The organism is Cellulomonas sp. P2_F12 (assembly GCF_056403775.1).
Map to the genome: position 1 here is coordinate 585,540 of NZ_JBFUEV010000002.1, position 13,259 is coordinate 598,798.

Consider the following 13,259-nt stretch of genomic DNA (forward strand, 5'->3'; position numbering starts at 1 on the left):
GGCCACGCGCCGGACCGACCTGACGAGGTCGTGAGTTTCCGACGACGTCGTGAGCTGCAGCTGACGACCTCGTCGGAAAGTGACGACCTCGTCGCCACGTGCCCGCACGTTGCCGCCGGTGACGTGATGGTGGGCCGCGCTGGACGGCTCGAGGGCTCGGCGCCGACGCGCGAGACCTGTGCGGCTGACCTATTTCTTGGCGGCGGCCTTGCTCTTCGCAGGGGCGCGGCGGGCCGGCGCCTTCTTCTTCGCGGGCGCGGACGCGCGCTTCTCGGCCAGCAGCTCGACGGCCTGCTCGCGCGTGATCGACTCGGGCGTGAGGTCGCGCGGCAGGGTGCGGTTGGTGACCCCGTCGGTGACGTACGCGCCGAACCGACCCTCCTTCACGGTGATCGGCTTCTCCGACGTCGGGTCGTCGCCCAGCTCCCGCAGCGGCGGCGCGGAGGTGGCGCCGCGGCCGCGCTTGGGCTGCGCGTAGATGGCCAGCGCCTCGTCGAGCGTCGTCGTGAAGAGGGCCTCCTCGGACGCGAGGGTGCGCGAGTCGGTGCCCTTCTTCAGGTACGGGCCGTAGCGGCCGTTCTGGGCGGTGATCTCGGTGCCGGTCTCGGGGTCGACGCCGACCACGCGCGGCAGCGACAGGAGCGTGAGCGCGTCCTCGAGCGTGATCGTCTGCAGCGACATCGACTTGAACAGCGACGCCGTCCGGGGCTTCGGTGCGGCGGCCAGGGCGCGCTTCTGGGCGGCCGCCGACAGCGAGGTGTCGATCTCGGGGTCGGGCAGGACCTCGGTGACGTACGGCCCGTAGCGCCCGTTGCGCGCCACGATCGGCGTCCCGGCGACGGGGTCGGTGCCCAGCACCTGGTCGCCCTCGGGCTGCGTCTCGAGCAGCTCGCGGGCCTTGGCCACGGTCAGCTCGTCGGGCGCCAGCTCCTCGGGGACGGACGCGCGGCGCGGGTTGCCGTCCTCGCCGGGCTCCGCCAAGGAGTCCTCGAGGTACGGCCCGTACCGGCCGACGCGCAGCACGATGCCCTCACCGATCGGGATCGAGTTGACCTCGCGGGCGTCGATCTCGCCCAGGTTCGCGACGAGGTCGCGCAGACCCTCGCCCTCCTCGTTGCCCGAGCCGTCGCCGAAGTAGAACCGGGACAGCCACGCCACCCGGTCCTTGTCCCCCGCCGCGATCGCGTCGAGGTCCTCCTCCATCTCGGCCGTGAAGTCGTAGTCGACCAGCCAGTCGAAGTTCTCCTCCAGCAGCCGCGTGACGGCGAACGCCAGCCACGACGGCACGAGCGCCTGCCCGCGACCGGTCACGTACCCGCGGTCCTGGATGACGGAGATGGTGGCGGCGTAGGTGGACGGGCGGCCGATCCCGCGCTCCTCGAGCGCCTTGACCAGCGACGCCTCGGTGTAGCGCGGCGGCGGCGAGGTCCGGTGGCCGTCGGCGGTCAGGTCGGTGCCCGTGACCGGGTCGCCCTCCGCCATCTTCGGCAGCCGGGCGTCGTCCTTCTCGGCGGCGGCCTCCTCGGTCGAGTCGTACCGCGAGTCGTCGCGGCCCTCCTCGTACGCGGCGAGGAACCCGCGGAACGTGATGACGGTGCCGGACGCGGAGAACAGGACGTCCGTGCCGTCCGCGGCGGTGGCCCCGAGGCGGACCGAGGCGGTCTGCCCGCGGGCGTCGGCCATCTGCGACGCGACGGTGCGCTTCCAGATCAGCTCGTACAGCCGGAACTGGTCGCCGGACAGCTCCTTGGCCACCTGCGCCGGGGTCCGGAAGTGGTCACCGGCGGGCCGGATGGCCTCGTGGGCCTCCTGAGCGCCCTTCGCCTTGCTCGCGTAGACGCGCGGCGCGTCCGGGATGTACTCGGCGCCGTACAGCTCCGAGGCCTGCCGGCGCGCGGCATCGATGGCCTGCGAGCTCAGCGACGAGGAGTCGGTACGCATATAGGTGATGTAGCCGTTCTCGTAGAGCCCCTGCGCGGTGCGCATGGTCTGCCGTGACGCCATCCGCAGCTTGCGCGAGGCCTCCTGCTGCAGCGTGGAGGTGGTGAACGGCGCGGCCGGACGGCGCGTGTACGGCTTGGTCTCCAGGCTGGTGACGGAGAACGCGGAGTCGGCCAGGCCGGCCACCAGCGAGGACGCGCGGGCCTCGTCGAGGTGGGCGACGTCCGCGGCCCGCAGCTCGCCCGAGTCCAGGAAGTCGCGACCGGTGGCCACGCGCTGCCCGTCGACCGACGTCAGGCGGGCGTCGAACGACGGCTCGGCCGCGTCGGACACGGCGAACGTCCCGGTGATGTCCCAGTAGTCGGCGGCGACGAACGCCATGCGCTCGCGCTCGCGCTCGACCACCAGGCGGGTGGCGACGGACTGCACGCGGCCGGCGGACAGGCCCTGGCGGACCTTGCGCCACAGGACCGGGCTGACCTCGTAGCCATACAGGCGGTCGAGGATGCGTCGGGTCTCCTGGGCGTCGACCAGCCGGTCGTCGAGCTCCCGGGTGTTGGCCAGCGCGCGCTGGATGGCCTCGCGGGTGATCTCGTGGAACACCATGCGCTTGACCGGGACCTTGGGCTTGAGCTCCTGCAGCAGGTGCCAGGCGATGGCCTCGCCCTCGCGGTCCTCATCGGTGGCCAGGAAGAGCTCGTCCGAGTCCTTCAGCAGCTTCTTGAGCTCGCTGACCTTCTTCTTCTTGTCCTGGTCGACCACGTAGTAGGGGGCGAAGCCGTTGTCGACGTCGACCGCGAACTTGCCGAACGGACCCTTCTTCATGTCCGCCGGGAGCTCCGAGGGCTGGGGCAGGTCACGGATGTGCCCGACGCTCGCCTCGACGTCGTACCCCTCGCCGAGGTACCCGGCGATCGTGCGCGCCTTGGCGGGCGACTCCACGATCACGAGCTTGCGCCCTGCAGCCATCGGTCAGGCCCTTCTCAGACTTCGACGGGCCGGACGACCCGCTTCCACGTGCACCGCTGGGGACTCTACGGCGTCCCGTCAACCCCGCGGCAATCGGGATGCCGCGGCCTGCCGCAGCACCAGCATGACGGCGAAAGCCAGGCACGACGCCATCAGGGCACCCGCGGCACCGCCGAGATAGGCCGTGACCTGCTCCGCGCGAGCCCCGAGATCGCCCAGGTTCTCGAAGGTGTGCGACAGCGCGACGACAGCCGACGCGCCGGCCGCGACGCCGATGATCAGCAGCCCGGCGACGACCGCACGCATGGTCGCGGGCGTGGGCGGCGGGTCGCCCACGATCCGCAGCGCCCCCGTCGTGGTCGACGCGCGCGCCGGGGTCAGGGCCACCAGCGCGCACGCGATCGCGGTCCACGCGAGCACCACGAGGATGGCCGCGACGACGTCCGACGGCCGGTGCCACTGCCCGATGAGCGTCGAGACGCCGGTCGCCGTCGTGTACCCCGCGCCGAGCACCGCGGCCCAGGGGCGCGCCCGCGGCGGGACGACCAGCAGCAGCGCCGCCGACACCGACGCCGCCGCCGTGGTGTGGCCGCTGGGCAGGGTGTTGCCGTACGAGGCCTCGACGCCGAGCTCGGGGCGGTAGAAGACGATGTTCTTGAGCACGCGGGTGGTGAGGTTGGCGCCGATCATCAGCACGGCCACCTGCACGGCCAGGGACCAGCGCCGGCGCAGCGCGGCGATGACCATCGCGGCGACCAGCACCACGGCGATGAAGCCGACCGACACCACCGAGAGCACCCGCTCGGCCACCCGCCACAGCTGCGTCTGCCCGTACGCCGCGCCCTGCAGAGCCGCGTTCTCGACCTCCTGGCCGGCCAGGGTGTCGACGAACACCCGCCACAGCACGAACACGCCGACGAACGAGAGGGCCGCGACCACCAGGCAGACCGTCACCACCACGCCGCGGCGGTCCCGGACGACCGGGACCTGCCGCACGGGCGCGGGGATGACGGGGGTGTCGCTCACCGCACCACGGTAGGTCACCAGGTCCGCCCGGACGGACGCGGCACCACCGCCCGTCCCCGTGCCCCAGGACCCGCGCCCCCTCTCCGCATCGTCCGCAGATCCGGTCGTCGGGACGCTCGGACGTGCGGGCGTCACGGTGCCTCAGTGCGCGGGTGCCGGCTCGTCCGGTCCGACGACGACCGCGTGCCGGCACCCGCCCAGCCGCGCCCGCACGTCGGCGTCCGCGTTGATGCACAGCAGGCAACCGCCGCGGCGCTCGAGCTCCCAGCCGGCCTCGTCGATCGCGTCGGCCGCGTGCCCGCTGCGCAGGCTGACGGCCGCCAGGTCGAGCACCACCAGCGACGCCGACCCGGACAGCGCGCCCAGCAGCGTGCGGAGCCGCCCGACGTCGGCCCGGCCGAACGACCCGGCCGGCCGCACGTTGGCGGTGAGCCAGGCAGAGACAGCGGGAACAGCGGAGACAGCGGGAACAGCGGGAACGGCGGGTACGGCTGCGGTCACGGTGCTCATGGCAGGCCTCCGGGCTGGGTCCGGCACGCGGTGCTCCGCGTACGTGGGAACCACTTCACCCACGCGGCCTGTGCGGTTCCTGGACCTGACCCTCCCGTGACCTGTGCTTCCCGAGGTCCGCCCCGCCCCGGGTGACGCGCGCGCCCCGTGGAGTGGGCGGTCGCGGCGGAGGTCCCGGGGGCGGGGCGGGGATCGGGGTCAGCGGACGGACAGCTCCACCGGCACGGGGACCGGCGCGAACCCGGCGGCCTGGACGGTCGCGGGGTCGTGCCGCAGGCAGGCGACGGACCGCCGGGGGTCGTCCCCCTCGACCAGGGGCGCGACGAGCTCCGGCGTGATCGCGGCGCACGCGTCGAACACGTGCGCGCACCGGTCCCGGTACGGGCAGCCCGACGGCAGGTTCGACATGTCCGGCGGCGAGCCGGGGATGCCGGTCAGCTCGCGCCGCGGCCCGCGCAGGGGCGGGAACGAGTGCAGGAGCGCGTCGGAGTACGGGTGCCGCGGGCGCCGGTACATGTCCTGCGCCGAGGCGTCCTCGACGATCTCGCCGGCGTACATGATCGCGATCCGGTCGGCGATCTCGATCAGCAGCGAGACGTCGTGCGTGATGAAGATGACCGAGAACCCGAGCCGGTCGCGCAGCTCGGCGATCTGCTCGACGATCTGCCGCTGCATCACCACGTCGAGGGCCGTCGTCGGCTCGTCCATGATCAGCACCTGCGGGTCGAGCGCCAGCGCCATGGCGATCATGACGCGCTGCCGCATGCCGCCCGACAGCTGGTGCGGGTAGTCCCGCAGCCGGTCCGCGGAGATGCCGACCAGCTCGAGCATGCCGGCGGACCGCTCGAGGGCCTCCTTCTTGCTGATCCCCGGGACGTGCGCGGTGATGGCGTCGGCGATCTGGCGCCCGATCCGGTAGACCGGGTTGAGCGAGTTCATCGCGCCCTGGAACACGATCGCGAGGTCCTGCCAGCGGGTGGCCCGCAGCTGCTGGTCGTTCAGCGTGAGGATGTCGGTCTGCGTCCCGGAGCGGTCGGTGAAGATGACCTCCCCGCCCGTGATCAGGCCCGGGGGCGGCAGCAGCCGGGTCGCCGCGTAGGCCAGCGTCGACTTGCCGCAGCCCGACTCGCCCGCCAGCCCGAGCACCTCGCCGCGGTTCAGGGTCAGCGAGACCTGGCGCAGCACGTGCGTCGGGTCGTCGTCGTACCCGTAGTCGACCGAGAGGTTCTTGATCTCGAGCACGGGATCAGTGGCGGCGGCGTTCGCCCGGAACGCGCGCTGGGCGGTCTCGGCACTCATGCTGGGGCCGGTCACGGCATTCACGCTCTGTCCTCCTTGGCCTCGTAGACCACCGGCGTGAAGCCGATGCGGGGGCGGATCTTGCGCTGCCGCATGCTGCGGGCGTTGAGCCCGACCGACCGCAGGCGCGGGTTGACGAACTCGTCGATGCCGAAGTTGATCAGGGTCAGCGCCATGCCGAGCAGGGCGATGAGCAGACCGGCCGGCACGAACCACCACCACGCGCCGCGCTGCAGGGCGAGCTGCGCCTGGGCCCAGTACAGGACCGTGCCCCAGTTCCACTCGTTGGTGGGCGTGATGCCGACGAACGACAGCGTGATCTGCGAGAGGACGGCGAACCCGACGGTGCCGACGAAGCCCGCCGCGATGATCGCGGTGAGGTTGGGCAGGATCTCCGCGGTGATGATCCGCCACGTGCTCTCGCCGTTGGCTCTCGCGGCCTCGACGAAGTCGCGTCTCCGGAGCGACAGGGTCTGCGCCCGGAGCACGCGTGCGCCCCACGCCCAGCCGGTCGCCGCGATCACGAGCGCGACGGTCAGGCCGCCGGCGGAGGGCAGCTGACCCGCGATGATGATGATGAGCGGAAGCTGCGGGATGACCAGGAACACGTTGGACAGCGCGGACAGGCCCTCGTCGCCCAGGCCGCCGATGTAGCCGGCGGTCACCCCGACCAGCACGCCGATCACCGTCGCGACCGTGCCGGCCACGAACCCGACCACCAGCACGCTGCGGGTGCCCAGGATCAGCTGGCTCATGATGTCCTGCCCCTGGTGCGTGGTGCCCATGAGGTGCTGCCACGACGGCGGCTGCAGGATCGCCTTGCTGCGCTCGTTCGGGTCGTACGGCGCGATCCACGGCCCGATGATCGCGATGAGGAAGAAGAACCCGAGGATCGTCAGACCCGCGAGCGCCTTGGCGTTGCGCATGAAGAGGAACCGGCGCTTGCCCTTGCGGGGGGTCGTCGGGTCGGGAGAGATCTCCAGGTCCTCGAGGAACGCGGCTTCGACGGTCATGTCAGCCCTCCTGACGCGTACGGGGGTCGAGCACGCCGTAGGCGAAGTCGGCCAGGATGTTGGCGAGCAGCACCGCGAAGGTGATCACCAGGAAGCAGCCCTGCATGAGGGGGTAGTCCTTCGCGTTCACCGCGCTGAACAGGTAGTACCCGATGCCCTGGTACGAGAACACGATCTCCATGACCAGGGTGCCGCCGACGATGAAGCCGAGCGACAGGGCGAAGCTGGACACCTGCGGCAGGATCGCGTTCCGCGCGGCGTAGCCCATCCGCACGGTCCGCTCCTTGAGGCCCTTGGCCTGCGCGACGGTCACGTAGTCCTCCGAGGACACGGTGACCATCATGTTGCGCATGCCGAGCATCCAGCCGGCGATCGACGACACGACGATCGTCATGGCTGGGAGGAACCCGTAGTAGATGACGGACCCGATGAACTCCCACGACAGGTTGGGCACCATGCTGCGGTCGTAGCTGCCGCTTGCCGGGAACCAGCCGAGCGTCACCGAGAAGATCGAGATGGCGATCAGGGCCAGCCAGAAGTACGGCACGGCCGAGAAGAACGTCGACAGCGGCAGCAGACCGTCCATCCAGGTGCCGCGGCGCCAGCCGATGCCCGTGCCCACCAGCGTGCCGATGGTGAAGCTGATGAGGGTCGCGATGCCGACGAGCCCGATGGTCCACGGCAGCGCCTGCTTGATCACGTCGATCACCGGGGTCATGTACGTGAACGAGATGCCCAGGTTGCCGTGCAGCAGGAGCCGCCAGTACTCGACGTACTGGTCCCAGAGGCTCATGTCCTTGTCCAGCCCGAACAGCGTGCGCAGGGCCTCGGCGGCGTCGGGGCTGATCCGGCCCTGGTTCTTGGCGATCAGGGCGCTGACCGGGTCGCCGGGCATGATCCGCGGGATGAAGAAGTTGATGGTGATCGCCGCCCAGGCGGTGATCAGGTAGAAGACGATCCGTCGCGCGAAGAACCTCATCGGTCGTCCTCCTTCACGGCGGCGAGCAGGTCGGCGTCCACCGCGGGTCGCTCGCCGTAGGCCTCGAGCACCGAGCCCAGCGTCGGGCGGTCCTCGCGGTCGGCGTACCCCCAGCAGGCGGCCTCGCGGCCCTCCCCCACGGGCATGAGCTGCGGGACCTCGGTCCGGCACACGTCGTTGGCGAACGGGCAGCGCGGGTTGAACCGGCAGCCGGCGGGCGGGGCGACCAGGCTCGGCGCCTCGCCGCGGGCGCCGCGGGCGCGGGCCTCGAGGTCGTCGGGGTCCGGCGCCGACCGCACGAGCAGCTGGGTGTACGGGTGCTTGGGGTCCTGCGTGACCGACTCGGAGTCGCCCGTCTCGACCACGCGGCCGGCGTACATGACCATCGTGGTGTCGGCGAAGTACCGGGCCGACGCGATGTCGTGCGTGATGTAGAGGATGGCGAGCTGCAGGCGGTCCCGCAGGTCGCGCAGCAGGTTGAGGATGCCCAGCCGGATCGACACGTCGAGCATCGAGATCGGCTCGTCGGCCAGCAGCACCTCGGGGTCGGCCGCGAGCGCACGGGCGATGGCGACGCGCTGGCGCTGACCGCCGGAGAGCTCGTGCGGGAACTTGTCGATGTACCGGGCCGCCGGGCGCAGCTGGACGCGGTCCAGGAGCTCCTCGAGCGCGGCCTCGAGCTCGACCCCGCGCAACCGGCCGCGGTGGATCTTGAGGCTGCGGGTCAGCATGTAGCGCACGGTGTGCACGGGGTTCAGCGACCCGAAGGGGTCCTGGAAGATCATCTGGACCTTGCGCACGTACAGGCCGAACGCGCGCCGGTTCTTGGCCGTGGCGTCCTGCCCGTGCAGCAGGATCTGCCCGCCGGTGACGGGCATCAGCTGCGCGAGCAGCCGGGCGATCGTGGACTTGCCGGAGCCGGACTCCCCCACCAGCGCGACCACCTTGCCGCGGTACAGCGAGAGGTTCACGTCGTCGACGGCGTGCACGACCTTCTTGGAGCGGAAGCCACGGACGGGGAAGTGCTTGCGCAGGTCGACGGCCTGCAGGACTGGCGGGTCTTCGTGCGGGGAGCTCATCGGGTCACCTTGGGTCAGTGTGCGGACCGGGCACGGGGTGCGGCGGGCGAGTGTGACCTCGCCCGCCGCACCTCGTTCATCGGGTGTCAGCTCAGTTGGTGGGCTTGAGCTTCGACAGGATGAGTGCGGCCTGCGGGCCCGTCGGCTGCGGGTTCGCGTACGGGTCCTCGTCGGTCGGGAAGCCCGTGTAGTTGACCGTCGAGTACTGCGCGACGGCCGGGCGCGACCAGATGACCAGGCCCGGGACGTCCTCGACGAAGTGCTTCTGGACGATGTCCAGAGCCGCGGCGCGGTCGTTGTCCGACGTACCGGCCTTGAAGTCGGCGAGGGCCTTGGTGACCTCGTCGTTCTGGTAGCGACCGAAGTTCCAGGTCGCCGGCTGGCCGAGCGGCACGTAGGACGCGCCGTCCATGATGTTGGAGTACATGTTCCACGGCGTGGAACCGCCGTCGGTCCAGTGCAGCGACGCCTGGAAGTTGCCCAGCGGGATGATGTCGTTGAACCAGGTGTCCTGGACGACGCCCTCGACGGTGGCCTCGGCACCCAGCTTCTTCGCGCCCTCGCCGATGATCCCCAGTGCGTCGAGGTAGTCGGTCCAGCCGGTCGGGTTCTGGAGCTTGAAGGTGACCTTCTCGCCGCTCGGGTCGATCAGCGCACCCGAGCCGTCCCAGGTGTAGCCGGCGTCCTTGAGGACGCTCTTGGCGCCGTCGACGTCGACCGTGAGCTCGTCGTCCGCGTACGCGTCGGAGATGAACGCGTCACCCGAGGGCTGCGGCAGGCCGGTCACGCTCTTGATCTGCGGCCACACGCCGTAGCCGGCGGTGGTCGAGATGTCCGCGCGGTCCACGACCATGTTCAGCGCCTTGCGGAACGCCAGGTCGTTGAACGGCTTCGTCTCGTTGTTCAGGTAGAGCACGTCGACGCCGAAGCCGCCGCCCGCCACCTGGTGGAAGTGGTCGGGGTCCTTGGCGATGAACGTGTTCTCGAAGTCCGGGATGAACGTCCAGCCCCACTGCGCCTCACCCGTGGTGAGGGCGGTGGTCAGGCCCGCGTTGTCGTTGAACGTGTCGTACCGGAGCGTGCCGACCAACGGCTTGGTGCCCCAGTAGTCGGTGTTCGGGTCGAGCGTCACCGACTGCGGCGTGAACGACTTGAGCTTGAACGGGCCGGTGCCCACCATGTCGTCGTCGGTCCACGTGACCGGGTCCTGGCCCTCCCACAGGTGCTTCGGGACGATCAGGAGCTTGTACAGCTTGGCCTGGTTGACGTACTGGCCGGTGTTGAAGTTCACCGTCACCTTGTTGCCGTCGACCGTGATGTCGCCGTACTGGTCGGGGAAGTCGGTGTTCAGCTCCTTGTTGTCCTTGCGGAGCTGGATCGAGTACGCGATGTCGTCGGCGGTGAAGTCCGTGCCGTCCGACCACTTCACGCCGTCGCGAGCGGTGATGACGGCCTGCGTGGAGTCCGGGTTCCACTCGACGGACTGGGCGAGCCAGGGCGTCGGGGGGTCCGTCGGCTTGAGCTCGTTGACCTGCATGAGCGACTCGTAGACCGCGAACGCGTACCCGAGCGAGAGCGACGCGGAGCCGTTCGCGAGCGGGTTCTGGTTGGGCTGCTGCGGGCCGTTGGGCATGCCGATCGTCAGGATCTTGTCCGAGGCGCCACCGGTGGCGCCGCCGGACGAGTCGTCGCTGCTACCACCGCTGCCGGAGCAGGCGGTGGCGAGCAGCGCGAGGGTGGCCGCCGTTGCGACCACCGTCGAGAGCTTGCGGATTCTCACGAGTGCCTCCTTGCACTGATGTCGGAACTGCTGGTCGTTCACTTCTGGTACCGGCCCGACGGGACTGCGGAACTCGTCGGACCGGAGCTTTCTCGTGCCTGGTCGGGCTGCGGGTTGCTGTGCGACTACGCCGGCGCGGGCCTGGTGAGGACCACGTCGGCAGTGAGGCGCAGGTCGTCCGAGGAGCGACCCACGCGGATCGGGTAGGTACCGGCCGGGGTGACCCAGCCGGGCTGTGCGGAGTCCCAGGTCCGGAACGCCTCGGCGTCCACCCGGACCTGGACTTCTGCGTGCTCGCCGGCGGCGGCGTGCACGACGCTGAACCCGCCGAGCCACCGGACCGGGCGGTCGCCGTCGGGCGACCCGTCCGTCGGAGGTTCGACGTAGACCTGGACCACCTCGCGCCCGTCGCGGGCGCCGGTGTTGCGGACGGTGACGTCCAGGACGACGGAACCGTCGGTGTCGACGACGGCAGTCACTGCCTCGTACTCCCACGTGGTCCACCCCAGGCCGTGGCCGAACGGGGCGGCGGGCGTGCGGCCGAGCCGGAGCCACGACCGGTACCCGACGTGGACGCCCTCGTGGTACTCGACGACCCCGTCGACCGGGATCGCGTCCGGCACCGGCACGTCGGACTCGTGCGCCGGGAGCGTCCAGGGCAGGCGCCCGGTCGGCTCGGTGACGCCGGTGAGCACGTCGGCGAGCGCCTCGGGCCACTCCTGGCCGCCGAGCCACGCCCACAGGACGCACGGCACCTCGTCGAGCCACGGCAGCACCACGGGGGCACCGGCGTTGACGACGACGATCGTGCGGGGGTTGGCGGCGAGCGCGGCCTTGACCAGCTGGTCCTGCGTGCCGGGCAGCGCCAGGCTCGTGCGGTCGTACCCCTCGGACTCGATCTCCTCGTTGGTGCCGACGACGACGACCGCGAGGTCGGCCGCGGCGGCTGCCTCGACCGCGACCGCGAGCAGCTCGTCCGGGGACGTGCCGGGGATGCGGTGCACCAGCTCGGCGCGGGCGAAGCTGGGGTACCCGACCGGGTGGATGGCCTGCACCACGGCGTCGATCTCGACCGTCGTCGGCTCGGTCACGTCGATGACGAGCATGGCGGGGGCCGGTTGGTTGACGCTCGAGTCGAGGATGACCTCGGCGCCGACCACGTGCTCGCTGGTGGAGAGCAGCTGCCCGCCGACCGTGATCGCGTGCCTGCCGACCGTCCCGACGCCGACCTCGTGGCGGCCGGGCTCGTCGAGCCGGACGGTGGTGCGGATGCGCAACGCGGCCGCGGGGCCGGGGACCTCGCGCAGCCAGCCGTTCCACGCGGTCACGTCGGCGCCCGTCAGCACCGCCCCGTCGGCGTCGAGCAGCTCACCGAGCGCGCCGACGTGCCCCTCGGGCGTCGTGCAGCGGCCGGCCAGGTCGAGCGACGGCGGCAGCAGGCGGGACACGGCGCCGGGGTGGGTCTCGATCGCGACCTCGCCGAACGCCTCGCGCAGCGCGGCCTCGGGAGTCGACAGGTGGTCCGGACGGACGAACGCCGAGCCGCCGCCTTGCACGAACGGGTGAACGGCGTTGGGCCCGAGCAGGGCGATCCGGGTGACGTCGTCGGGTGAGACCGGCAGCGCGTGCTCGTCGTCGCGGAGCACCACCATCGACCGGGACACCAGCTCGCGGAGCACGCCGCGCACGTCCACGTCGGCCACGCGGTCGCGGTTCGCACCCGACGGCTCGACGCCCTCGAGCGCGCCGACGCGCTGGGCCAGGCGCAGCAGGCGCAGCACCTTGGCGTCCAGCAGCGACTCGCTGACGTCGCCGCTGGTCACCGCGTCGAGCAGCCCGTCGCCCCACGGGCCGTCCGGCCCGGGCATCTGCAGGTCGAGCCCGCCCTCGGCGGCGCCGACCACGGACTTGGTGGCCACCCAGTCGCTCATCACGACGCCGTCGAAGCCCCACTCGTCCTTGAGCACGCCGGTCAGCAGCGGGCGGTGCTCGGCGGCGGTGGCGGCCGTGGTCCCGTCGTCGATCCCGGAGTACGCGCTCATGACCGACCAGGCCTGGGCGTCGTGCACCAGCTTCTCGAAGGGGGCGAGGTAGACCTCGCGCAGCGTCTTCTCGTCGACGCGCGCCAGGTAGCTGGTGCGCTGCGTCTCGGAGTCGTTGGCGACGAAGTGCTTGACGCACATGCCCACGCCGCGGTCCTGCGCGGAGCGCACCACGTGCACGGCGATCGCTCCCGTGAGCAGCGGGTCCTCGGAGTAGCACTCGAAGTGGCGGCCGCCGACGGGCGTGCGCTGCAGGTTCACCTGGGGGGCGAGCACGATGTCGACGCCGTGGCGGCGGGCCTCGGCGGCGAACACCTGGCCCAGCTCGTCGGCGAGGTCCACGTCCCACGTGGCGGCCAGCGCGCTCGGGGCGGGGAAGGAGGCCGACGTCTCGTCGGCGGACTCGGAGACGCCGCGCACGCCGGCGGGGCCGTCGGAGACATGCATCGCCCGCAGGCCGATGTGCGGGATCGCGGTGGTGGACCAGAGGCCGGCACCGACGACGAGGCGGACCTTCTCCTCGAGGGAGAGGGCAGCCAGCAGCTCGTCGAGCGAGGAGGTGGGCCGTTCAGCCGTGGGCGGCTGGGTGGCCGTGTCGAGTGACACAGCGCGTGCTCCGAT

Annotated in this window: 9 protein-coding genes; all 9 read right to left on the bottom strand. The window is 71.4% G+C overall.

Going from position 1 to position 13,259, the window contains the following annotated elements:
• Positions 1-189: 189 nt before the first annotated feature.
• The gene (topA, locus tag AC1DWH_RS07505) at positions 190-2,910 is read right to left on the bottom strand and encodes a type I DNA topoisomerase (protein WP_477093132.1); all 2,721 of its coding nucleotides are present in this window, start codon (positions 2,908-2,910) and stop codon (positions 190-192) included.
• Between the two features lie 78 nt (positions 2,911-2,988).
• Complete coding sequence (locus AC1DWH_RS07510; RefSeq protein WP_477093133.1) at positions 2,989-3,936, bottom strand: phosphatase PAP2 family protein; 948 nt, start codon at positions 3,934-3,936, stop codon at positions 2,989-2,991.
• Positions 3,937-4,077: 141 nt separating this feature from the next.
• Complete coding sequence (locus AC1DWH_RS07515; protein WP_477093134.1) at positions 4,078-4,446, bottom strand: hypothetical protein; 369 nt, start codon at positions 4,444-4,446, stop codon at positions 4,078-4,080.
• Between the two features lie 198 nt (positions 4,447-4,644).
• A complete protein-coding gene (locus AC1DWH_RS07520) occupies positions 4,645-5,769 on the bottom strand; it encodes an ABC transporter ATP-binding protein (RefSeq protein WP_477093135.1) in 1,125 nt (374 codons plus the stop codon).
• Positions 5,766-6,758 (bottom strand): ABC transporter permease, encoded by a 993-nt coding sequence (locus AC1DWH_RS07525; RefSeq protein WP_477093136.1) that lies wholly within the window; start codon positions 6,756-6,758, stop codon positions 5,766-5,768. Before AC1DWH_RS07525 ends, AC1DWH_RS07520 begins: the two co-directional genes overlap by 4 nt.
• Before the next feature lies 1 nt (position 6,759).
• Positions 6,760-7,737, bottom strand: a complete 978-nt coding sequence (locus AC1DWH_RS07530) for an ABC transporter permease (protein ID WP_477093137.1) — start codon at positions 7,735-7,737, stop codon at positions 6,760-6,762.
• Positions 7,734-8,816, bottom strand: a complete 1,083-nt coding sequence (locus AC1DWH_RS07535; RefSeq protein ID WP_477093138.1) for an ABC transporter ATP-binding protein — start codon at positions 8,814-8,816, stop codon at positions 7,734-7,736. Before AC1DWH_RS07535 ends, AC1DWH_RS07530 begins: the two co-directional genes overlap by 4 nt.
• A 91-nt stretch (positions 8,817-8,907) precedes the next feature.
• Complete coding sequence (locus AC1DWH_RS07540; protein ID WP_477093139.1) at positions 8,908-10,596, bottom strand: ABC transporter substrate-binding protein; 1,689 nt, start codon at positions 10,594-10,596, stop codon at positions 8,908-8,910.
• A gap of 125 nt (positions 10,597-10,721) precedes the next feature.
• On the bottom strand, positions 10,722-13,244 hold the full coding sequence (locus tag AC1DWH_RS07545; protein ID WP_477093140.1) for a beta-d-glucosidase: 2,523 nt from the start codon (positions 13,242-13,244) through the stop codon (positions 10,722-10,724).
• Positions 13,245-13,259 lie beyond the last annotated feature (15 nt).